The sequence below is a fragment of the Actinomadura sp. KC216 genome, assembly GCF_004348535.1.
Taxonomy (GTDB): Bacteria; Actinomycetota; Actinomycetes; order Streptosporangiales; family Streptosporangiaceae; genus Spirillospora.
The window spans coordinates 14836-37116 of the sequence record NZ_SMJX01000031.1 but is presented as its reverse complement, the minus strand read 5'-3'; the positions used below and the strand labels follow the sequence as shown (position 1 = coordinate 37116).

The following is a 22281-nucleotide window of genomic DNA, read 5'->3' as shown; positions in this document are numbered from 1 at the left end:
ACGGACCTCACGGGCTGACGGTGTCCACCAGCACTTCGGTGATGAGCGCGGGCGGCACGTCGACGCGCGACGCGACGCGGACGACCTGCCGTGCCGCCTCCGCCGGGCGGGCGGCGATGATCCTGGCCGCGGCGCGGATCGCGGCGAGGCGGTCCTCCGGCGTGGCGAGCGGCCCGCCCGCCCGTTCGACGGCCGCGTCGACGACGGCGTCGATCAGCGGCGTCCGGGTGCGGAGCGCGCGCAGGACGGCGGCGCGGCCCTCGGCCTGGAGGAGGCCCGCGGGGTCGCGGCCGCCCGGCAGGCCCGCGGTCTCGACCGGGCCGCCGATCCCGGCGAGCCGCTCCCACGCCCGGACGGTCCCGGACCGTCCGGCGGGGTCGCCGTCCAGCGCGACGATGACGCCCGCGCTCTCCAGGTCGGCGACGTCCGCGAGCGCGTCCAGTTGCGCGGCGGTGAGGGCGAGGCCGCAGGTCGCGACGGCCGCGTACTCGGCGGGGCCCGCCATCGTGACGGCGATCGCGTCCAGCGGCCCCTCGACCAGGACGGGACGCGCCCCGGCGGCGAGCCGGTCACGGGCCTCGTACAGGCCGTACAGCAGCTCGCCCTTGTGGAAGAGCGGCGTCTCGGGGCCGTTCAGGTACTTGGGGCCGCCGCCGGAGCCCGCGCCGCCGCCGGGGCCCGCGCCGCCGCCGGGGCCCGCGCCGCCGCCGGAGCCCGGGCGACCGTCGCGGCGGCGTCCGATGAAGCCGGCGATCGCGCCGTCCGGTGTCCGGATCGCGAACATGGCGCGGTCCCGGAAGGTGTCGCGGAGCCGTCCGGCCCGGCCGCCCGGACGCGCGAGGCCGGCGCCGGCGATCTCCTCGTCGCCGTGGCCGAGCGTCCGGAGGTGGTCGGTGAGCGCGCGCGGGCCGGCGGGGGCGTATCCGATCTGCCACCGGCGTTGCACGCCCGGCGGGAATCCGCGTCCGGCCAGGTAGGCGGGCGCCCAACTCGCCGCCAGCCGGGCACGGAAGAAGCGGTGGGCGTCCGCCATGATGCCGTGCTGGGACGCGCCCGACACGCGCCCGTGCAGGCGCCGGGCCGTCCGGAGGATGCGGTCGCCCAATCCCGGACCCGCCCAGAACGCCCGCGCCGGGAAGGCGGGCATGGGCGGCTCCAGCCCAAGCCAGGACGCGACGAGGAACGCGACGGAGTCGGCCTCGATCCGCCGCACGCCACGTTCGGGCGCCTTCGCCGTGATGGCCTGGAGGGCCGCGAGGTGTGCGGCGTCGGGCGGGGGCGTCGGCCCGGAACGGTCGGGGAGGGGGAGGCCGTCCGTCTGCGACACGTCGAAGACGGCGCGGGGCGTGCCCGTCCGGCCGAGGACGCGGATGCCCGTCTCGCCCCTCCTGACCTGGCGGCCCGCGGAGCGCCACTCCTCGTAGCCGCGGACGTCCGTGGCGCCGCGCCACTGCGCGCCGATCAGCAGGATGGCGGTGTAGCCGTGGCGGCGGCCGTGCAGGACGGCGCGCTCCAGCCACCACGACCAGGGGAGCGTCCCGTCCCGCAGCCGAGCCGTCTCCTGGTCGGCCTGGCTGAGCAGAAGGCGCCGGTCGTCCGGGGTCATGGAAGCCTCCTCGCCGTCGGCGGGCGGGGAAGCCACCTACGTCATACCCGCCCGCCTACAGGTACAGCCCGAAGAATTCCTCGGGATGATCCAGCAGCGGAGGCAGGTCGTCGGCCGTGAGCGTGATCAGCTCCTTCTTCGACGGCGTCCGCAGCGCCTTCTTACCGCCGCTCTCGCCCTTGCCACCGGTTTGGCCCTTGCCCCCGCTCTCGCCCTTCTTGGCGCTCTGCTTCTTGGCGGCGAACGCGGCGGACGCGACGCGGTCGGCCTGGTTGGCGACGGCCACGTCCAGCATGTTGCGCATCAGGCGGCCGTTGCCGAACGACGGGCCGCGGGGCGCGCGGCGCAGCATCGCGAGCAGGACGTCCTCGGTGCCGGGCGCGAGCTTGAAGCCGTCCGCGGCGGCGAGCTGCCCGAACACGGTGATCAGCTCGTCGTCGGTGTAGTCGGGGAAGTGGATCTGCTTGGGGAAGCGCGAGTCCAGGCCCGGGTTGGCGGCGAGGAACTCCGCCATCTCCTGCTGGTAGCCGGCCACGATGACGATGAGGTCGTCGCGGTGGTCCTCCATCAGCTTGACCAGCTCGGCGATCGCCTCGTGCCCGTAGTCGCCCTTCAGCGGCGACTGCGTCAGCGTGTACGCCTCGTCGATGAACAGGACGCCGCCGAGCGCGCGCTCCACCAGCCGGCGGGTGCGCGGCGCGGTCTGCCCGATGTACTCGCCGACGAGATGCGCGCGGGACGCCTCGATCAGGTGCCCGGACGACAGCACCCCGAGCCGCTTGTAGATGCGGCCGAGCAGCCGCGCCACCATCGTCTTGCCCGTGCCGGGGTTGCCGGTGAACACCATGTGCCGGGTCGGCGGCGTGATCTTCAGCCCGGACTCGCTGCGCAGCCGCGCCGCGTGCGTCCCGGCGACGATGAGCGCGATCTCGTGCTTGACGGTGTCGAGGCCGGTGAGGGAGTGCAGCTCGGCGAGCGGGTTCCCGGCGGCGAGCGAGGTGTCCAGCGTCGCCGGGATGTCCTGCTTGCGGACGACCGGCCTCGCGTCCTGGTTCCCGGCCTCCTCGACCGCTCCTTCGCCCGTGGGATCCGCCGCCGCGACCGCGTCCTTGGCGGTCCGGGCGCGGACGGCCGCGACGACCTGGTCGGCGAGATGCGGGGCCAGGCGCGCGTTGCGGAGCGTCTGCATCGGCGGCGTCGCGGCGAGCAGCGCGCCCGCCGCCTCCACGGCCTGCCGGGTGCCGCGGGCGCCGCGCGCCTCCAGGGCGCGGCGGAACAGCTCGGCGTGGCCCTCCGCGGTGAACGGGCGGGTCCGGGCGATGCGGAACCGCTGCGGCAGGACGGGGTTGATCTCGCGGATCCGGTCCTCGCCGCCGGCGTCGCACAGCGCCACCACGTGCAGGTCGAGGTGGACGGCCAGCAGCCGGTGCAGCTCCGCGGCGATCGCCTCGCCGTTGCCGGGGTCGGTGACGATGCCGTCCAGGCCCTCGATGATGAGCAGCCGGTCGCCGGCGCAGTCGCGGGCGTCGGCGTGCAGCTTGGCGACGGCGTCCGACAGCCGCTGCCCGGTGAACAGGTTGTCGGTGACCCAGTGCGGGTCGCGGCCGAACGCGAGCGCCTTCGCGAGCTCCTGCGCGGCGTCGCGCTTGCCGGTGGCGTCGGGCCCGGCGAGCAGCAGCCGGACGGGTTCGTCGCCGCGGGTGAGCTCGTCCAGCGCCTGGACCACCTCCGGCTGCCCGACCAGCGACGTCGCGATCTCCGGGCGGCCGCGCGAGCGCGACCCGGCGGGCGGGGCGGCCTTCGCCGGGACGCTCTTCAGCGTCTCGGTGAGCGGGTTGACGACGCGGCGGCGCGGCGCGTACAGGCGGCGCAGGTCGGTCTGGAACTGGCCGACCGGGATCCACTCGGCCTTCGGGAACCACGGGTCGCCCGGCAGCCCCTGGACGACGGCGACGAACCGCATCGCCATGTCGAGCCAGCCGCGGCAGGCGTCGGCGGCCCCGGCGACCAGCGCCCGGACGAGCCACGCCCGCGTCCGCTCCTGCCACGCGCCCGGCTTGAACCCGCGCCGCTCGCCCGGAAACCGCTGCTGGAGGTCGCCGTAGCGGTCCTCGCCCAGCGCGACGGACAGCTCCGCCGGGACGTGCTCCATGCTGCCCTGCAGCAGCAACTGGATCAGGTGGACCTCGACGCTCTCCTCGCGCGGCGCCACCTCTGTCAGATGCTCGTAGGCGGCGAGCAGCCCACCGCACACCCACTCCAGGTAGCCGACCGGGCCGAGCAGCTCCGGCACGGCGGTGACGATGTCGTCGCCCGCGTGCGCGTGCCACTGCTCCCGCAGCTCCATCTTGGGCAGGTTGACGTCGCATTCGGGCGGGTCGTCGTACATCCGCAGCAGCGCCTTGCGGCGTTCCTCCAGCGGCTCGACGCCCTCCAGGACCGACAGGCAGTCGCGCGCCAGCTCGATCGCGAGCTCCCGGTCGGGCGCCTCGATCAACCAGTCGACCGGTGGCCGCCACCGGCCCCCGGGCGCGTCCCAGCGGGTCATCCGGGTGCTGAGCGGGCCGGGGTTGACGAGGTGCCTGTACAGCAGCCGCTCGGGGAGCTGCGACCACGAGCCCGCCTTGATCGCGCCGCCGCCGGGCAGGAACGCCAGGATGCCGAAGACCTCCGCGGTGACCAGCGACGCGGGCAGCGTCAGCAGCTTGTGCTCGTCGGTGGTCAGGTCCGCGGCCCGCGGGTCGGCCGCGAGTCCGTCGATCCGGGCCGAGATCTCCTCGAAGAGCCCGTCCGGGACGCGCCACGGGCCGTGCGAGTAGACGTCGAGCACCGGCTCGTCGGTGAGCAATAGCTCCAGATGATCCGGCAGCCGCAAAGAAGTCTCCCCAAGAGCGATCAAAGCAGGGGTACAGCCTACGTTTCCCGAGGGAGTGCCGGGTTAGCGGTCCGCCCAATCGGAGGTATTGGGGCTGTCACGTTCGGTCGCCACCCGCGGCCGCCCGGGTGACCGCGGGCGGCTACAGCTGGCTACGGGCGGCTACGGGCGGCGGAGGTGCTCGACGGCGATGCGGGCGGCCGTGCCGATGACCGCGTCGGCCTGCGGCAGGACGGCGACGGGCAGCGGCGACCGCGTGAACACCGCGACCGCGTACCGCCCGCCGTCCGGGTACTCGACGACGCCGACCTCGTTGCGCAGCGTCGGCAGCGTCCCGGTCTTGCCGCTGACGACCACGTCGTCGTAGGGGAACCCGGACGACAGCCGGTGCGGCCACACCTGGAGCCCGAACAGCCGCCGCATCGCGGCGCAGCCGGCGGGCGGCGCGGCCTCGTCCCGCCAGATCATCGACAGCAGGCGGGTCATGTCGCGGGGGGTGCTGCGGCTCGTCCGGGCGGGGTCGAGGGCGCGGAGGCGGGACTGCACGCCGGGCTCGTCCAGCTTGGCCCACACGTCGGCGACGCTGCCGGCCCCGGCGTCCGCGAGGAGGGTCTCGTGCAGCTCGCGCCCGCTGACCTCGACGACGGTGTCGCGCAGGCCGAGCGCCGCGGCCGTCGCGTTGACGGCGTCCCGGCCGACCCGTTCCAGCACGACGTCGGCGGCGGCGTTGTCGCTGATCGTGATCATGAGGAAGGTGAGGTCGCGGAGGGACAGGCGCGCCTCGTCCAGCATCCCCGACACCCCGGTGGGCCCGGTGGTGCGGCCCTCCGCAGGAAGCGTGACCTGCTCGGACGGCTCGAGCAGCCCCTCGGCGGCCTGCCGGTGGAAGGTGACGAGCAGCGGCACCTTGAACACCGACGCGAGCACGACGGGCGCGCCCGCGCGGACGGCGACCTCCCGCCCGGTGTCCATGTCGACGGTGTGCAGGAACCCGGTGACGCCCGCGGACCGGAACTCCGCCTCGATGCGCGCGGCCACGTCCGCGCCGGCGTCCCCGCCGGTGCCCGGCGTGCCCGGCCTCCGGCTCGCCTCGCCCGGGGCCGCGCTCATGCCAGGAACCCCGACGACGGGCGCGGGACGACCCGGCGCGCGGGGGCGCCGTCCAGCGGTGCCATGCCCGCCTCGCTGCGCAGCACGGCGGTCGCGACGGCGGCGAAGTCGGCGATCGCGCGGGCGTGCTCGGGGTCGCGGGCGCGCCGCCAGACGCACGACGTCCGCCAGGAGAGGGGCTCGCCCACCAGCGGGCGCCACGTCGCCCCGGCGGAGTCGTCGGTGCGAGGGACGAGCGCCACTGCCGTCCCCGCGAGGACGAGGCCCAGCGCGAACTGCGGATGCCGGGCCTCGTGGATCGCGGTGGGCGCGTACCCGTGGCGCCGGCAGGTCGCGAGCAGGTCGTCGTGCGCGCCGGGCGCCTCCTCGCGCGGCGGTACGACGAGGTCGAACCCGCGGAGGTCGGCCAGATGCACCTCGGCGGGCAGGGGCGCGTCGCCGGGCAGGTTCGCCTCGGTGGGGAGCAGGACGCCGAGGGGCTGGGCGAGCATCGGGCCGAGTTCCAGGTCGCGGGAGTCGCAGGGGTGCCGGACCACGCCCGCGTCCAGCGCGCCGTCGGCGAGCGCGCGGACCTGCTCGGCCGTGCCGGTCTCGCGCAGGTCGAGCCGCAGGTCGGGGCGCCGGTCCCGGAACGCGGCGATGAGCGCGGCGACGATCGTCCCGCCGAGGTCGCTCGGCACGCCCGCCCGGACCGTGCCGACCTCGCCGCGCCTGGCCCGCTCGGCGACGGAGTAGATGCGCTCCACGCGGGTGAGGATGTCACGGGCCTCGTCCAGCAGGAGCCTGCCGGGCGCGGTGAGCTCCACCCGCCGGCTCGACCGGTCGAACAGCCGGACGCCGAGCTCCCGCTCCAGCCGCTGGATGCGCTGGCTGAGCGGCGGCTGCGCCATGCCGAGGCGCTCCGCCGCGTGCCCGAAGTGCAGCTCTTCCGCGACGATGACGAAGCACCGCAGATGGCCGACGAGGTTCACGACCAGCGATCATATCAATTCGGATATACCTGCAACATAGATATCATTCTTGGACATTTCGGCGGCGGGCTGGTGTTCTTGTGGCTCCGCTCAAGGGCGGTTCAGTTCGAGAAGCGGTTCAGTTCGAGAAGGAGGAGGGGAGAGATCGATGCGCCGAACCCGGATGATCGTCGTCGCGGTGGTCGTGACGGCGGTCGTGGTAGTGGGGGCGGGGACGGTGTGGTTCCTGAACAGGGGAGACGACCCGCGGGACACTGCCGAGAGCTACCTCGCGGCATGGACGAACCGTGACCACGCGGCGATGAAGGCGCTGACGGACGGCGCGCCCGCCGACGTCGAGCAGCGCCTCACCCGCATGTACGACGACCTCGGGCTCACCTCGCAGCGGTTCACCGTCGCGTCCGTGGGCCGCGCCGACGGCGGGAAGGCGGGCGCGTCCTACGCCGCCGAGCTGCTCCTCGCCGGCACCCGCACGTGGAGGTACGAGGCGCCGCTGCCGCTCGTCGAGCGGGACGGCGAATGGCGCGTCCGGTGGTCGCCGCAGCTCCTCCACCCGGAGCTCCAGGAGGGACAGCGGCTCAGCGCGGGTCGCGCGTGGCCGGACCGCGCGCCGGTCCTCGCCGCGGACGGCAGCGTGCTGAGCGAATCGCCGTCCGGGTCCGCGCGGCAGCTCGCCGGGCCGATCGGGCCCGCGTCCGCCGAGGCGGCGAAGAAGCTCCGCGCGCCCTACCGCAAGGACGACCCGGTCGGCCTGGACGGGCTCCAGAAGCAGTACGAGCGGCGCCTCGCCGGGACGCCCGGGCTCGCCGTGCAGATCGTCGGCGCGGACGGCACCCCGGTCAAGACGCTGAAGCGGTTCGACAGCTCTCCGGGCAGCCCGCTGAAGACGACCATCGACCCGCAGGTGCAGGCCGCCGCGGGCAAGGCCCTGAGCGCGGCGAAGAAGCCCGCCGCGATGGTCGCGCTGCGCCCGTCCACGGGGGAGATCCTCGCCGTGGCGAACAAGCCCGGCGGCTACAACCGGGCGCTGATGGGCCAGTACCCGCCCGGCTCGACGTTCAAGGTCGTCACCGCCGCCGCGATCGTCGCGGACGGCGTCGGCGCGGCCACGAACGTCCCGTGCCCGGCCACCACGACGGTCGGCGGCCGCTCGTTCCACAACTACAAGTACGAGGACTTCGGGACGGTCCCGTTCCGGCAGGCGTTCGCGCACTCGTGCAACACCACGTTCGCGCGCATGGCCGTGGACAAGCTGGGCGAGAAGCGGCTCACCGAGGTCGCGGCCCAGTTCGGGTTCAACGCGCCGATCATCGCCGGGGTCCCGGCCGTCCGCGCCGCGTTCCCCGACACCAAGGACGACACCGCGCTCGCCGCCGCGTCCTTCGGCCAGGGCCAGGTGCTGACCAGCCCGCTCAACATGGCCGCCGTCGCCGCCGCCGCGGCCGACGGCACCTGGCGGTCGCCGCGCCTCGTCGGCCCCGCCGACGCCGTGAACGCCGCGGACGCCGGCGGCCGCAAGCCCGAGCCGCCGAAGCGGCTGGAACCCGCCGTCAAGAAGGCCCTCCAGACGATCATGCCCGCCGTGGTGAGCGAGGGGACGGCGGCGGGCGTCTCGTTCCCGTCCGGGACGGCCGGCAAGACCGGGACCGCCGAGTTCGGCGAGGGCGAGAACCCGCCGACCCACGGCTGGTTCATCGGCTACCAGAAGGACGTCGCGTTCGCCGTCATCGTCGAGGGCGGGGGCACCGGCGCGGAGGCCGCCGCCCCCATCGCGGCGAACTTCCTCAAGGGCCTGTGAGAGTTCTGGACTAGCGCAGCGCCTGGGTGAGGACGCGGGCGGTCTCCGCGATGGCCCGCTCGTCGGTGCGGGCGCCCGCGTCCGGCCTGGTCGTCAGGATCGCGATGACCAGCGGGGCGCGGGACGGCGGCCAGACGATCGCGATGTCGTTGGCGCTGCCGTAGGTGCCGCCGGTGCCGGTCTTGTCACCGGCGGCCCAGCCCTCGGGGAGCCCGGCGCGGATGCGCTTGCCGCCGGTGACCGTGGCCTTCAACCAGGCGTTGAGCCGGTCGCGGTCGGCGGGCGCTAGGGCGTCGCCCACCGTCAGGGCCCGCAGGCTCCCCGCCCAGGCGCGCGGCGCGGTCGTGTCGCGCTTCTCGCCCGGTTTCCAGTCGTTGAGGCCGGGCTCCCAGCGGTCGCTGCGGGTGACGGTGTCGCCGAGCGAGCGGAGGAAGGCGGTGAGGCCGGCGGGCCCGCCGATCTCCTTCAGCACCAGGTTTCCGGCGGTGTTGTCGCTTCGGGTGATCGTCGCGTGGCACAGGTCGGCGACGGTCATGCCGGTGCCGACGTGCTTTTCGGTGACGGGGGAGAAGGCGGCCAGGTCGCTCTTCTTGTAGCGGATGACGCGGTCCATCAGCCCCGGGTCGGAATCGCGCGCCTTCCGCAGCACCGCGCCGCAGGCGAAGGCCTTGAACGTGGAAGCGAACGGGAACGTCTCGTCCGCACGGTGCGCGACGAAACGGCCGGTGGCGGTGTCGACGGCGTAGGCGCCGATCCGCACATCGCGGGTCTCCTCAAGCCGGCGGAGCTTCGCCGTGACATCGCCTTGGGACGGCGCGGGCTGCGCGGAAACGGGCGGGCTCTGCGGGCTCTGCCGACTCGTCGGGCTCTTCGACGCGCTGCCCGCCGGGGCGGCCTCGGAGTCGCAACCGGCGATGGCGGCGAAGGTCGAGAGGGCGAGGACGGCGGCGCCGAGCGGCGTCCTGAATCGGGGAGCGCGGGTCTTCATGGAGGAGAGCAGAGCAGAGCCGGAGATGTCATGTCCAATATTGATATCGGACGCACATCGATATTCCTCCCGATATGTATGCGCCCTGACCTGGGGCGGCGTTCTCACAAGGCCCGAGGGCGCGCCGTGGAGCCGCGGACGACCAGTTCTCCCGGCAGCACGCGCGGTGCCGGGCGCCGCCCGGACAGCAGGTCGAGCAGTGCCGCCATGCCCTGCGCGCCCAGCTCCTCCGCGGGCAGCCGGACGGTCGTCAGCTCCGGCTCCAGCGCGGTGGCGAGCAGGACGTCGTCGAACCCCGTGACCGACAGGTCGCCGGGGACGTCGAGCCCGCGCGCCCGCGCCGCCTTGTAGGCGCCCGCGGCGATCAGGTCGTCGTCACAGACCAGGGCGGTCGGCGGATCGGCACGGTCCAGCAGCCGCGCGGCGGCGTCCTTGGCCGATCCGACGTCGATCGCGCAGGTGGCGCGGAGCAGGACCGTTCCGGGCAGCGGCGCGAGGGCGTCGGCGAGGGCGTCGGCGCGGGCACGGAACGTCCACTGGTCGACGGCGGCGGCGACGTGCCCGATGCGGCGGTGGCCGAGGGCGGTGAGGTGCGCGACGATGTCCCGCATCCCGTCCGCGACGCCGAAGTCGACCGTCGGGACACAGGCCGGGGAGAACGGCCCGGAGGGTTCGGCCGGGCCGCTGTCGAGCATCACGACGGGCGTCTGCCGGAACTCGCCGAGCGCCTCGACGGCCAGCGACGACGCGAGGACGCCGTCGATCGCCTCGTCCGGCACGGCGAACGGGCTGTCGCCGCCCTGCGCCGCCGCGCGGTCCGGGGCGGCGGTCGTGTCGTCCGACCAGGTGGAGACGACGACGCCGAAGCCGTGCCGGGACGCGACCCGCGCCGCGCCGGTGTAGACCGGTCCGAAGAACGGCGCGGTCAGGGTCGGGACCATCAGCAGGACGGTCCGGGTCGTGCCCAGCCGCAGGTTCCGGGCCGCCAGGTTGGGGCGGTAACCGAGCCGCTCGGCCGCGCTGCGCACGCTGCTCGCGGTGGCGGGGGACACCCGGCCGGTCCACTTTCCGCCCAGCACGAGCGAGACCGTCGACTGCGAGACCCCGGCCTCCTGAGCCACGTCTTTGCTGGTGGGACGGCTGACTGCCGGCACCTTGCGCCTCCCCTGGCGGATCATGGACGAAATCAGACTAGCGCCGCACAGCCGGGAAGTGGTACGTATGACCCGGGCGAGTAATACGTATGACGGGGATCAATGCGGGGGGATCATGCGCGGTTATGTCGTCTTTCTGAGACGGCCGTATGCGGGGCGGCTGCTCGGCGCGACCCTCCTCGGCCGGCTCCCCAACGGGATGGGGATGCTCGCCGTCGTGCTGCACGTCCGGGCCGACGACGGCGGCTACCCCCTCGCCGGGACGCTCGCCGCGATCCTCGGCCTGGCGACGGCGGCCGGGCAGCCCGTCCTCGGCCGCGCCATGGACCGGTTCGGGCAGCCCCGCGTCCTGCTCCCCGCCGCGTGCGCGTCCGCCGCGGGCTTCGGGCTCCTCGCCGCGGTCGGTGCGGGCCCGCTGGCCGCCGCCGTCATCGCGGTGATCGTCGCCGGGTTCGCCACCCCGCCGCTGGAGGCCGGGCTGCGCGCCCTCTGGCCGGACGTCCTGGACGGCCCCGACCAGGTCGACGCCGCCTACGCCCTCGACGCCGCCGCCCAGGAACTCCTCTTCACCGTCGGGCCGCTGCTCGTCGTCGCCGCGGCCGTCGCGAGCACCGAGACCGCGCTGCTGCTGACCGGCGCGCTCGGCATCGCCGGGACGCTGATCGTCGCGCTGTCCGGGCCGTCCCGCCGCTGGACGGGCGAGCCGCGCGCCGCTGACTGGGCCGGGCCGCTGCGCTCGCCCGGCCTGCGGGTGCTGCTGCTGTCCCTGGCCTGCGCGGGGATCGCGCTCGGCGTGTACGCGGTCGCCGTCGTCGCCTACGCCGAACGGCAGGGCAGCGACCTCGCGTCCGGGCTGCTGCTGGCGTGCATGGCGGGCGGCGCGCTCACCGGCGGGATCGTCTACGGCGCCCGGCGGTGGGCGGGCGAGCCGCACCGGCGGCTGCGGTGGCTGCTGGCCGCGCTCGCCGCCTGGTACGTGCCGCTCGTCCTCGCGCCGGGGCTGGCGGCGATGTCGGTGCTCGCGTTCGCGTCCGGTGTCTTCCTGGCGCCCGTGCTGGCGTGCAGCTTCACGCTCGTCGACCGGCTCGCGCCGAGCGGGACCGTCACCGAGGCGTTCGCGTGGGTCGTCGCGGCGGTCGGCGCGGGCAGCTCGGCCGGGTCGTTCGCCGCCGGGCTCGGGCAGGACCTCGCGGGCGTTCCCGGCGCGTTCGCCGGGGCCGGGGCGGGCGGCGTCCTCGCCCTGGCGTTCTGCCTGCTCGGCGGCCGGACGCTGCGCCCGCACGCCGCCCCGGCCGTCCCCGCCAAGGCCCCGGCCTGCTGACCGTGGTGCCGGAGGGCGTCAGACCCAGGAGCCGAACCAGATCCGCTCGTGCCAGTCGTCGTACGGGATCGTCTGGGCCGACAGGATCGGGTGGAAGTACGCGAAGTTCGCCAGCACCACCAGCAGGAACGCGCCCGCGGCCGCGGCCCCGACCAGCCGCCGCAGCCCCGCGCCCGGCAGGGACGGGCCCGCGGGCACCGCCGTGTGCGCGCCGCCCTCCCCGTAGTCGGGAAGCGTGGAGGGAAGGGGGGACACGCCCTCGGACGCGTCGTCGTAGTGCGCGCTCTTGCCGGGACGGGCGGCGTGCGCGCCCGCGAACGAGGCGGGCGCGGGCCCCATCAGGTACCCGAGCACGAGGACGACCGCCAGCACCATGAACGGGATCAGCGGCGTCGCGTAGAACAGGAACATCGTCCGCTCGGAGAACGCGGACGGGAACCAGGTCAGCCAGCCGGCGAGGAACCCGACCAGGATCGCCCCGGCCCGCCAGTCCCGCAGCATGACCCAGATGAACGCGACCGCGATCAGCGCCGCCAGCGCGCCCCACCACAGCGCGGGCGTGCCGATCCCGAGGATCTCGCGGGAGCACCGCGCCGCGCCGCCGCAGGCGCCCTTGGGCTCGGTGTAGAAGAACGCGACCGGGCGCCGCAGGACGGGCCAGTCCCACGGCCACGACTGGTAGGGATGCTTGTCGTCCAGCCCGGTGTGGAAGTCGAGGATCTGCTTGTGGTGGCGCCATAGGTCCGGCATCGCCTCGAACGGCCGCCATAGCACATGGTCGGACGCCTGGCCGCGGTTCCACGCGCCCGGCCTGAAGATCCAGCCCCACCACGTCGCCAGGTAGGTCAGCAGCCCGACCACGACCATTTGCACGAACGCCGGGGCGGCCTCCAGCAGCATCGTCCCGGTGAACGGCGCCCGGACCCCGGCCGCGCGGCGCGCCCCGTAGTCCCACAGGACGACCATCAGCCCGAACGCGGCGACATAGAAGATGCCCGTCCACTTGGTCGCGCAGGCCAGGCCGAGGCAGATCCCCGCGCCCCACCGCCAGCCGTGCGCGAGGAACGGCCCGTAGAGGGACGTGTCCCCCCGTTCGATCTTCTCGGCGAGGATCCGGCGGGAGCGGTCGCGGTCGTTCACCAGGCAGGCGAACCCGGCGAGGACCCAGAACATCACGAAGATGTCCAGCAGCGCGGCCCGGCTGGTCACGAACGCGAGGCCGTCCACGGCGAGCAGCAGCCCGGCGGCGCAGCCGAGCATCGTCGACCCCGTCATCCTCCGCGCGACCCGGCACAGGATCAGCACCGACAGCGTCCCGGCGAGGGCGGGGACGAACCGCCAGCCGAACGGCGTCGCGCCGAACATCCACTCGCCGAGCGCGATCATCCATTTGCCGAACGGCGGATGCGCGACGAACGAGGGGCCGTCCGTCCAGATGTTCGCGTCCGGATCGGCGATCAGCAGCTTGTCGGCGTTCTTGACGGTGTTGTGCTCCCAGCCGAACTCCAGCAGCGCCAGCGCGTCCTTGGCGTAGTAGGTCTCGTCGAAGACCACCTGCTTCGGCGACCCGAGCCCGTCGAAGCGCAGGTAGCCGGCGAACAGCGTCACCAGGAGCGGCCCCAGCCAGGACAGCAGCGGGTTGCCGGGGATCGCGGGCGCGAGCCACTCCCGCAGCGGGGGCGGCCTTCGCCGTGATCCGGTGGCCGGCGCGTGCACGAGATCCGTCATCGCCATCCAGTCATCGTACGGGCGGCCGGACCCCGCCGGATTCGCGTGGAACGCACGGAACGCGCGCCCGCCGCGCGGCCTGGCGCGCGGCGAGAACGCGGGTGGAAGACTGGGGCGCGTGATGGGGACTGGCGCGTGATGGGGACTCTGCTGCTGGCGGCGGCGCCGATCGGGCGGCCGGAGGACGCGTCGGCGCGGCTGCGGTCGGCGCTCGCGGACGCGCCGGTGATCGCGGCCGAGGACACGCGGCGGCTGCGGCGGCTCGCGGGCGACCTCGGCGTGGCGCTCACCGGGCGCATCGTGTCGTACCACGACCAGAACGAGAAGGCGCGGGCGGACGAGCTGCTGGCCGAGCTCCAGGCCGGACGGGACGTCCTGGTGATCACCGACGCGGGCATGCCGGGCGTGTCGGACCCCGGGTACCGGCTCGTCCGGGCGGCCGTCGCCGAAGGCGTGCCGATCTCGGTGCTGCCCGGGCCGTCCGCCGTCACGACCGCGCTGGTGGCGTCCGGGCTGCCCACCGACCGGTTCTGCTTCGAGGGGTTTCCGCCGCGCAGGCCGGGCGAGCGGGCCCGGCGCCTGGACGCGCTCGCCGTCGAGCCCCGCACGATGGTGTTCTTCGAGTCCCCGCGCCGCCTCCCGGCCACCCTCGCCGTGATGGCGGACGCGTTCGGCGCGGACCGTCCGGCCGCCGTCTGCCGGGAGCTGACCAAGACCTACGAGGAGATCCGCCGCGGCACGCTCGGCGAGCTGGCCGCGTGGGCTGAGGGCGGCGTCCTCGGCGAGATCACGCTGGTGGTCGGCGGGGCGCCCGAGCCGGAGGGGCTGACGGACCCGGCGGAGCTGGCGGCCGCCGTCGCCGCCCGCGAGGACGCCGGGACGCCCCGCAAGCAGGCCATCGCGGAGGTCGCCAAGGAGAACGGCGCCCCCAAGCGGGTGGTCTACGACGCCGTCGTCCAGGCCAGGAAGGCGCCGTAACCTGGAGTTGGTGGCGTCGCCACGGATGCGGAGGTGAGTGCCGTGCGGGACGCATGGTCGAGCCACGAGTCCTGGGTCTTCGAGTGCTTGAACTGCGCGACGACCTGGAATGAAGAGCTGGAGGTCCGCCACTACGGCGACGGGCACGGGAACGAGGCCGTCATCTACGAGCGCGGCGGCCAGCCCTGCACGACGCCCTGGGTGGACCGTTCCTGCCCGACGTGCCAGAGCCAGAACGTGAAGGCGCTGTCCGCGGTGAAGGGCAGGCAGGGCGAGGTGCCGCTGGCGCGCGACGGCGGCGACGTGGCGATGGTGTTCCACCTTCGCCGCATGCACGCCTGGTGATTGGTCCTTAGAGCGCGTCAGGCCACGGGGGCCTTGAGGGCGTCCTGGGGTGCCTCCTTGTCCGAATCGCTCCCGCTCTTACGGAGGGCGCGGAGGCGGCGCGTCCAGCCGACGACCGTCGCGCGGGCCTCGGGCCTGAACGCGGCCCCGGCGGCGAGCGCCGCGAGGGGGACGGCGGGCAGCACGTACCGGTAGTCGAACTCCGCGGTCGCGGCGGGGGCCAGCAGCAGGCCGGTCGCGAGCGTCCACGGCAGCAGCGCCTCGCCGCCGAACCGCCGCCACAGCGGGACGAGCCCGGCCAGCCCGATCAGCAGGATGCCGCCGATCATCGTGCCGCGCAGGTAGAAGACGTCCTGGTAGCCGCGGGCGACCCCGGCGAACGGCTCGACGACCTGGGTGCGGGCCTCGCCGCGCTCGTACGCCCTGGCCTCGGCGGACGCGATCCCGCCGCCGGGCATGTGCCACTCGGGCAGCGGCCTGCTCGTCTTCTCGAACTCGTACTGCGAGTACGTCGCCGGGTCGGGGAACACCGTCCGTTCCCAGCGGAACACCCGGAAGAAGTCGTGCGCGACGACCTGGAGGTAGTCGAGCGGCTGCGCGATGATCGCGCGCTTGGCGAAATCGTTGCCGAGCGCGTTGTTCTCCGGGCTGAACCGCGTCCCGGTGTAGCGGTTGAGCGGCGACTGGGCGTTCCAGATGCCGTCCTGCGAGTTCGGCAGCCGGTTCGCGGGCTCGGTGCACAGCGGGTACTCGCTGACCGGCAGGTCCTTCATCTGGTGGCAGTCGGCGAACTTGTAGACCCGCGCGTACAGGAAGATCCCGTTGCTCTCGGTGATCGCGAACTTGTCACTGTCGGCCTTGTACCAGCCCATGTAGGCGAGCACGGGCAGCATGCAGGCTGCGAGCGTGGCCGCCATGACCTTCCAGCCGCTGCGCCGGATCAGCATGTACACCAGGACGCCGAGCAGCACCGGCATCCCGACCGACCGGGTCAGCCAGGCCAGCCCGACGATCAGCCCGACCGCGGCGGCGATCTTCCAGGACGGCCGGTCCCGCCACAGCAGCAGCGTGACCGCGCTCATCACCAGGAACGTGAACATCGTGTCCGACAGGACGAGGTGCTCGAGCTGGAGCTGGTAGGCGTCCAGCAGCACGGGCGCGGCGGCGAGCGCGGCGCCCCAGCCGGGCAGCCGGAACCGGCGCCGCAGCAGCGCGTAGATCATCACGCCCATGGCGAGGCCCATGAGGTGCTGGACGGCGGCGACCAGCGCGAAGCTGTGGAACGGCTTGAGGATGAGCAGCAGGAACGCGTACCCGTCCGGCCGCAGCGGATGCGGGTAGGGGTCGGTCGCGACGTGCAGGTAGTCGAAGCTGTCGTTGAAGAACATCACCGGCTGGTAGCCGAGCATCGCGATCAGCCGGAGCAGCGCCGCTGTGGCAATGATCACACTGAAGGCCGGGTGCCGCCGGGCGAGCTCCCACAGGCCGCGTCCGCGCCGGCCGCGCCGGGAGTCGGCGGCCTCGTCCTCGGGCGCGCCCCCCGCGTCACCAGGCGAGTCGCCGGATTCCGTGTCGTCCTTCAGGCCCGTGCCGAGGTCTCCGCCGAGGGCCTCGTCCAGGTCCTCGTCCGGGACCGGGACGGTCGTCGTCGTCCCGCCGGGCGTGTCGCCCTGGCCGGACGCGCCCGGCCGGCTCTCCGCGTCCTCGGCGGCCCCCTCGGCCGTGGCCAGGGCAGTCCCGCCCGTGGCGGCCGCGGTGCCCCGCGACGATTCGCCCGCCACTGCCGCACCTCCCCTTCGGTGTCCGGCCCCCTGTCCGGCGGCACTGCGCTGTTCGATGGCACTGCGTTGCTCGAGGGCACCGCGTCGTTCCAGAGCACTGCGTTGCTCGGCGCGCGTCACAGGCGACCCCCTTCCGGGCCGCTGTGCCCGTATGCTTGACGTCCTAGCCTGCCGCCCGCGAACGTGGCGGTGATGTTTTTTGGGTTGCGATAGGGCAACACGATACGGGTGCTCTTGACGAGAGCGGCCATCAATACCCGTCTCCGGCAGGCATCATGAACCACTGGATTCATGAACGACGACGGGCCGCCGCGCAGAACAACTGAGATTAGTGGATCGTCCCGCCGGCGGTCATCAGGGGAAACGCCATCAGGGAAAACGTCACCAGGGGTAACGAAGGAGATCGCGTGGAACTCTCCGTAGTGATGCCGTGTCTGAACGAGGCCGAGACGGTCGAGACCTGCGTCCGCAAGACGATCGGGTTCTTCGAGGACAACGGCATCGACGGCGAGGTCGTCATCGCCGACAACGGCAGCACCGACGGCAGCCAGCAGCTCGCCAGGGACGCGGGGGCGCGTGTCGTGCCGGTCATCGACAAGGGCTACGGCAACGCCCTGATGGGCGGGATCCGCGCCGCGCGCGGCCGGTACGTCGCGATGGGCGACGCCGACGACTCCTACGACTTCACCACCCTCGGCCCGTTCCTGGACGAGCTGCGCGACGGCGCCGACCTGGTCATGGGCAACCGGTTCAAGGGCGGCATCGCCGACGGCGCCATGCCGCCGCTGCACCGCTACCTCGGCAACCCGGTGCTCAGCTTCGTCGGGCGGCTGTTCTTCGGCAGCAAGATCGGCGACTTCCACTGCGGGCTGCGGGCCTTCGACAAGGACGCGATCCTGCGGCTCGGCCTGCAGACCGGCGGCATGGAGTTCGCCAGCGAGATGGTCGTCAAGGCGACCCTGCAGGGCTACGACATCCGCGAGGTGCCGACCACGCTGTCGCCGGACGGCCGCTCCCGCGCCCCGCACCTGAACACCTGGCGTGACGGATGGCGTCATCTCCGCTTCCTCATGCTCTACAGCCCGCGCTGGCTGTTCCTCATCCCCGGCCTCGTGTTCATGACGCTCGGACTGCTCGCCGGGATCGCGCTGTCGACCGGCCCGGTCACGGTCGGGGAGATCGCGTTCGACGTCGACACGCTCGTCGGCGCCGGGGCCGCGCTGGTGATCGGCTTCCAGGCGGTGCTGTTCGCGCTGCTCACGAAGGTCTACGCGATGCAGGAGGGATTCCTGCCGCACGACCAGCGGGTCCAGAAGATCATCGACTGGTGGAGCCTGGAACGCGGGCTGCTGCTCGGCGGGGTGCTCGCCGTCGCCGGCCTCGGCGGCCTCGTCGCCTCGCTGCTGCACTGGCGGGTCAACAGCTTCGGCGAGCTCGACCCGCGCGAGTCGCTGCGCATCGTCGTCCCCGCCGCCACCGCGCTCGTGATGAGCCTCCAGGCGATCTTCGCCTCGCTGTTCGTCAGCATCCTCGGCATCCGCCGCCGCCAGCACCCGCCGATCATCGACCCGGCCGAGGAGGCCGCCGGGGTCGTGGACGCCGCCGCCCGCCGGGTCGCGAAGGACGAGCAGTCCGCGAAGGACGAGTCCGCGAAGGGCGAGCCCGCGAAGGTCACCGCCGGGAAGAGCACCGCGGGGAAGGCCGCCGCCGGGAAGAGCACCTCCAGGAAGTCCGGCGCGACGAAGGCGTCCGGAAGCGACGAAGGCGACGAGAGCGGAGCGTCCAGGGCATAGCAGGGCATCCTGACGAACACGCCGGACAGACCGTCACGGAAGCCGAGAACTCGCTGAGCGTTCCCGGCCCTCGAACCGGTGCCCGGCGGGGGTGTGACAGGCTTGACCGGCGATGGATCACCGTTCTCTGACAGCCCGGCGGTGGGGGGCCGTACGTCGATGAGCACGCCAACGCCGGCGGGCGCCGAGACCGCGCCGCCGGCCTCGACAGCCTCCCCGACGTCGGGCCGGACGGTCGTCAGCGCGCGGCCGCCGGTCGCGCCGCCCGACCGGCGCCCCGCCCCGTCCCGACCGAGCCGCCGCTGGGCCTGGCTGTTCGTGCTGGGCTGGGCCGCGCAGGTCGCCGTCCGGCTCCTGCTCGCCTCCGGGCAGACGATCCCCGTCGCGACCCCGGACGAGTCGGGCTACCTGTTCGCCGCCCGCGTCCTGACCGGCGGCGCCGACGCCGACATGTCGTCCGGGACCGTCTACCGCGGCGGGTACCCGCTGCTGCTGATGCCCGCGTTCTGGTTCGGCGACGACCCGGTGAGCGTCTACCGGGGCGCCCTGGTGATCAACGCGCTGGTCAGCGCCGCCCTGCTCCCGCTGGCCTACCTGCTGCTGCGCCGCCTGCGGGTCCGCAGGCGCTGGTCGTACGTGTTCGGGCACGTGACAGCGGTGCTCCCGGCCGTGCTGTTCTACTCCGAGTTCGCGCTGACCGACGCGATCCTGCCGGTGATGGTGGTCGGCTGGCTGCTGCTCGTCCACGCCTGGCTGAACGCGCCGCCGCCCGCCGATCGCCGCTCGTCCGTCCGGCTGACGCTCGCCGGGACGGGCGCGTCGCTGATCGTCGCGTACGCCTACACCTGCCACACGCGCGGCGCGATCCTGCTGGCCGCTCATCTCGCGCTGCTCGCGGCGGCACTGGTGTGCCGGTGGCGGTCCTGGCGCGCGGCGGGCCTCGCCGCGCTCGCCGCCGCCGGCGCGACCGGCGCCGGGATGCTGCTGAACCGCTCGCTGCTCCCGCACATGTACCCGACGGGCGACAACGACCTCGGCGGCAACGTCGTCCGGCGGCTCACGTCCGAGGACGGCTGGGGCTGGATGCTGTCGCTCGGCACCGGGCAGGTCTGGTACCAGGCCGCCGCGACCGGCGGGATGGCGGCCATCGGCCTCGTCGCGGTCGCGTTCGTCGCCGTCCGGCCGTCCGGCAGCCCGTCCGTCAAGGCCGCGATGCAGGGCGCACCGGGACGGACGCGCGCGCTCGCCCTCGCCGTCATCGCGATCGTGGCGGGCATCGCGTTCGCCACCTCGGCGGCGCTGCCGGTCGAGTACCGCATCGGCAACTACGTCTACGGCCGCTACCTCGCCTCGATCACGCCGGTGCTGTTCGCCGTCGGCGTCGCGGTCCTGCTGCGCGCGTCGCCGCGGACGCTGCTGTGGGCGTCGGCCGCGGCGGCCACGCTGACGGTCGTCGCCGCGTGCGTCGTCCAGTGGTACGCGGGCGACCTGCTCACCCTGTACAAGCACACGCCCTACGACTTCCCGGAGACGTCGTTCCTCACGTGGGACTGGGAGTCGTTCCAGCTGTGGCACGCCACCGCCACCGGGCTCGCGCTCATGTGCGCGTCCGTGGCCGTCGCCCGGCTCCGGCGGAGCGGGCCGCTGCTCCTCGCGGGCCTGCTGGCCGCCGTCGCGGTCGGGATGTCGGTGACGGCGACCGACCGGATCGCCCGGCCCCTCGTCCGCGACGAGACCGCGCACACCGACATCCGGCAGAGCATCGACCTGCGACGGCAGCGGTCCATCGCCGTCGACTGGAACGTCCCGTGGACGATCCGCCTCTCGCACTACTACTGGGCCTGGTGGGCGGACGGCAGCGTCTTCGACGCCCGCTGGTACGCGCCGCCGCAGAACGTGGACATGGTCGTCCTGGCGTGGCCGAAGGACAAGCCGGCTTCCGCGTCCTGGCCGAAGGGCGCCCCGCCCGGCTGGCGGATCATCGACAGCCGCCGCACCATCCAGGGCGACTGGGTCGCCTGGGCCCGCTAGTTCTCCGCCGATTGCGGCGGCGGGTTCCAGAGCTGGAGGATCCCGTCCGACGAGCGCCACATGAGGCGCCAGCCCTGCGCCGGGTCCGGACGCCACCCGCCCCCGATCTGCGACTCCATGCCCCGCCACCGCGTGTACAGCATCGGCCCCTCGGTCGCGTTCCGCGGGACCTGCCCCAGGTAGTGCGGGAAGTCGCGGATCTCGCCGCGCCAGACCGGGTCGCCCCACACATCCCGCGTGTAGAACGTGAGGGTCTGCGCGAGCCGCCGGTCGGCGCAGATCAGCGTGATGTCGCGGTGCCCGGCGAGGTAGCCGCGCAGCTCGCTCCACGCCTTGTCGCGCGGCAGGTCGGGGACGGCCCGGACGGCGGCGACCGCGTACGTCCCGCCGAGCGCCACCGCCAGCACCGGAACCACCAGCGTGCGCAGCCGGAGGCGGGAGACGAGATCGGCCCGAATCCCCCCTCCGGGGGGCCTGGGGGGTCGTCCCCCCAGATTGACGGGCAGCATCCGGAACATCAGGATCAGAGAGCCGAACCCGCCCGCGAGCAGCGCGGGCAGCACCGCGAACCAGTAGCGCTGCAGCCAGGCCCGCAGCGAGATGTCGTTCGGGTCGAGGACGCCCGAGAACAGCGTCAGCGGGACGGCGAGGCTCGCGAACCACACCAGGATCAGCGCGAGCCGCCGGTCGTGGGTGACCGACCAGCCGAGGGTCGTGAGCACCAGCGCGGCGGTGAACACCAGCCCGAGCTCGTTCCAGTCGTGCATGGCGCGCAGGAACGAGCGGGCGGCTAGCTCGCGCGTCACGTAGTCGCGGGACTGGCCGCCGTGCGTCGCCGCGGACATCAGCCCGGCGAGCGGGCTGCCCCACACGATCTGGTTGTGGACGAGGTTGACCGCCAGGATCGCGAGCATCGGCGCGCCGACCGTGATGTTCCGGCGCCACGGGATCCTCAGCAGCGCCAGGTACACCGGGATCGGGAGGAACAGGAAGGCGAGGAACTCCCGGACGAGGAACGCCGACCCCATGAACACCCCGGCCATGATCAGCATCCGGGTCTGGGCGCGCCCGGTCCGGCGGCTCGCGACGACGAGCCCCGCCATCCCGATCGCGAACAGCCCGGCGCCGGGCATGTCCGGCAGCACCTGCCCCGTCGACCAGGTGATCTCGTGGCCGAACGGGTTCGTCATCGTGAAGAACGGGTGGATCAGCAGGATCGCCGCGGACGCCACGCCCGCCACGTCCCCGAACAGCGACCTGACGATCAGGTACGTTCCAACGAAGAACGCGCAGCCGCCGAGCGCCGCGACGACGAAGAAGGCGGCCTGCCCGTCCCCGAGGACCTCCTGGACGAGCCGCGCGGGCAGCACCAGCCCGATCCGGGTGACCTGGTGCGGGACCTCGTCGAACGGCCACACGTTCAGCGGGATGTCGGGCCAGTCGCGGGCGGCGAGCCACACGTAGTACGGGTCGAAGTACAGCGGCGGCGTCATGATCACCCATTGCGCGAGCACCGTCGCGGCCGCGACCAGCAGGGACAGCCACACCACGCGCCGCGTCCGCCGCAGCCGCCCGGCCGCGCGGGCCAGCGGAGCTCGCCGTGGCCCCCCTGCTGCCGCCGCCTCCCCGGCCACCTCGTCAACGGCCGGCTGGTCGGACGTGCTCTGGGCCATGCCTGGCTCCGCCTCCAAGGGCTCCGTGGGGATCGAGGGGCTTCGCGGGGATCGTGCCGCCAAGGTGATCGTGCGCCGCCGGACCAGGCTACTCCTGTCGTGTGCCGGGGCGTCCCCGACGCGACTACC

15 protein-coding genes are annotated in these 22281 nt (G+C 73.8%); 6 read left to right on the top strand and 9 right to left on the bottom strand.

The window, feature by feature from the left end; all coding sequences use genetic code 11:
* Positions 1-7: 7 nt before the first annotated feature.
* The 4 genes from E1264_RS08235 to E1264_RS08220 form a co-directional block, all read right to left on the bottom strand.
* Entirely contained in the window at positions 8-1606 is a 1599-nt protein-coding gene (locus E1264_RS08235) for a toprim domain-containing protein (RefSeq protein WP_132171247.1), read from the bottom strand.
* A gap of 55 nt (positions 1607-1661) precedes the next feature.
* Complete coding sequence (locus E1264_RS08230) at positions 1662-4481, bottom strand: AAA family ATPase (RefSeq protein ID WP_132171245.1); 2820 nt, start codon at positions 4479-4481, stop codon at positions 1662-1664.
* Positions 4482-4643: 162 nt separating this feature from the next.
* Entirely contained in the window at positions 4644-5591 is a 948-nt protein-coding gene (locus E1264_RS08225; RefSeq protein WP_132171243.1) for a serine hydrolase, read from the bottom strand.
* Positions 5588-6562: a LysR family transcriptional regulator gene (locus E1264_RS08220; protein WP_132171241.1), complete on the bottom strand. Its 975-nt coding sequence runs from the start codon at positions 6560-6562 to the stop codon at positions 5588-5590. Before E1264_RS08220 ends, E1264_RS08225 begins: the two co-directional genes overlap by 4 nt.
* Positions 6563-6710: 148 nt before the next feature.
* Here E1264_RS08220 and E1264_RS08215 point away from each other — a divergent pair, with 148 nt between their 5' ends.
* Positions 6711-8360, top strand: coding sequence for a penicillin-binding transpeptidase domain-containing protein (locus E1264_RS08215; protein WP_132171239.1), 1650 nt, complete (start codon positions 6711-6713; stop codon positions 8358-8360).
* 10 nt (positions 8361-8370) lie between these two features.
* On the opposite strand, the gene bla is transcribed toward E1264_RS08215, so the two are convergent.
* Positions 8371-9348, bottom strand: a complete 978-nt coding sequence (gene bla / locus E1264_RS08210; protein ID WP_132171237.1) for a class A beta-lactamase — start codon at positions 9346-9348, stop codon at positions 8371-8373.
* Between the two features lie 104 nt (positions 9349-9452).
* On the bottom strand, positions 9453-10502 hold the full coding sequence (locus E1264_RS08205) for a LacI family DNA-binding transcriptional regulator (protein WP_207935789.1): 1050 nt from the start codon (positions 10500-10502) through the stop codon (positions 9453-9455).
* 115 nt (positions 10503-10617) lie between these two features.
* On the opposite strand from E1264_RS08205, the gene E1264_RS08200 reads away from it, so the two are divergent.
* A complete protein-coding gene (locus tag E1264_RS08200) occupies positions 10618-11823 on the top strand; it encodes an MFS transporter (protein WP_132171233.1) in 1206 nt (401 codons plus the stop codon).
* Between the two features lie 18 nt (positions 11824-11841).
* On the opposite strand, the gene E1264_RS08195 is transcribed toward E1264_RS08200, so the two are convergent.
* A complete protein-coding gene (locus tag E1264_RS08195; protein WP_132171231.1) occupies positions 11842-13557 on the bottom strand; it encodes a phospholipid carrier-dependent glycosyltransferase in 1716 nt (571 codons plus the stop codon).
* A gap of 132 nt (positions 13558-13689) precedes the next feature.
* On the opposite strand from E1264_RS08195, the gene rsmI reads away from it, so the two are divergent.
* Complete coding sequence (gene rsmI, locus E1264_RS08190) at positions 13690-14529, top strand: 16S rRNA (cytidine(1402)-2'-O)-methyltransferase (protein WP_132171263.1); 840 nt, start codon at positions 13690-13692, stop codon at positions 14527-14529.
* Positions 14530-14571: 42 nt separating this feature from the next.
* The gene (locus E1264_RS08185) at positions 14572-14874 is read left to right on the top strand and encodes a hypothetical protein (protein ID WP_207935788.1); all 303 of its coding nucleotides are present in this window, start codon (positions 14572-14574) and stop codon (positions 14872-14874) included.
* Positions 14875-14891: 17 nt separating this feature from the next.
* On the opposite strand, the gene E1264_RS08180 is transcribed toward E1264_RS08185, so the two are convergent.
* Positions 14892-16655, bottom strand: a complete 1764-nt coding sequence (locus E1264_RS08180) for a glycosyltransferase family 39 protein (RefSeq protein ID WP_243710819.1) — start codon at positions 16653-16655, stop codon at positions 14892-14894.
* A 407-nt stretch (positions 16656-17062) separates the two neighbouring features.
* Here E1264_RS08180 and E1264_RS08175 point away from each other — a divergent pair, with 407 nt between their 5' ends.
* Positions 17063-18448 carry a glycosyltransferase family 2 protein gene (locus tag E1264_RS08175; RefSeq protein ID WP_243710818.1) on the top strand — a complete coding sequence of 462 codons (1386 nt, stop codon included), beginning with the start codon at positions 17063-17065 and terminating at the stop codon, positions 18446-18448.
* A 159-nt stretch (positions 18449-18607) separates the two neighbouring features.
* A complete protein-coding gene (locus E1264_RS08170) occupies positions 18608-20479 on the top strand; it encodes a hypothetical protein (RefSeq protein WP_207935787.1) in 1872 nt (623 codons plus the stop codon).
* On the opposite strand, the gene E1264_RS08165 is transcribed toward E1264_RS08170, so the two are convergent.
* Complete coding sequence (locus E1264_RS08165) at positions 20476-22152, bottom strand: glycosyltransferase family 39 protein (RefSeq protein ID WP_132171227.1); 1677 nt, start codon at positions 22150-22152, stop codon at positions 20476-20478. The genes E1264_RS08170 and E1264_RS08165 overlap by 4 nt on opposite strands.
* Between the last annotated feature and the right edge of the window lie 129 nt (positions 22153-22281).

Excerpts from the sequence above, each read along its gene's own strand:
- E1264_RS08235 (WP_132171247.1), bottom strand. The coding sequence starts at position 1,606 with ATGACCCCGGACGACCGGCGCCTTCTGCTCAGCCAGGCCGACCAGGAG.
- E1264_RS08225 (WP_132171243.1), bottom strand. The coding sequence starts at position 5,591 with ATGAGCGCGGCCCCGGGCGAGGCGAGCCGGAGGCCGGGCACGCCGGGC.
- E1264_RS08215 (WP_132171239.1), top strand. The coding sequence starts at position 6,711 with ATGCGCCGAACCCGGATGATCGTCGTCGCGGTGGTCGTGACGGCGGTC.
- bla (WP_132171237.1), bottom strand. The coding sequence starts at position 9,348 with ATGAAGACCCGCGCTCCCCGATTCAGGACGCCGCTCGGCGCCGCCGTC.
- E1264_RS08200 (WP_132171233.1), top strand. The coding sequence starts at position 10,618 with ATGCGCGGTTATGTCGTCTTTCTGAGACGGCCGTATGCGGGGCGGCTG.
- E1264_RS08195 (WP_132171231.1), bottom strand. The coding sequence starts at position 13,557 with ATGGCGATGACGGATCTCGTGCACGCGCCGGCCACCGGATCACGGCGA.
- rsmI (WP_132171263.1), top strand. The coding sequence starts at position 13,690 with ATGGGGACTCTGCTGCTGGCGGCGGCGCCGATCGGGCGGCCGGAGGAC.
- E1264_RS08170 (WP_207935787.1), top strand. The coding sequence starts at position 18,608 with ATGAGCACGCCAACGCCGGCGGGCGCCGAGACCGCGCCGCCGGCCTCG.
- E1264_RS08165 (WP_132171227.1), bottom strand. The coding sequence starts at position 22,152 with ATGGCCCAGAGCACGTCCGACCAGCCGGCCGTTGACGAGGTGGCCGGG.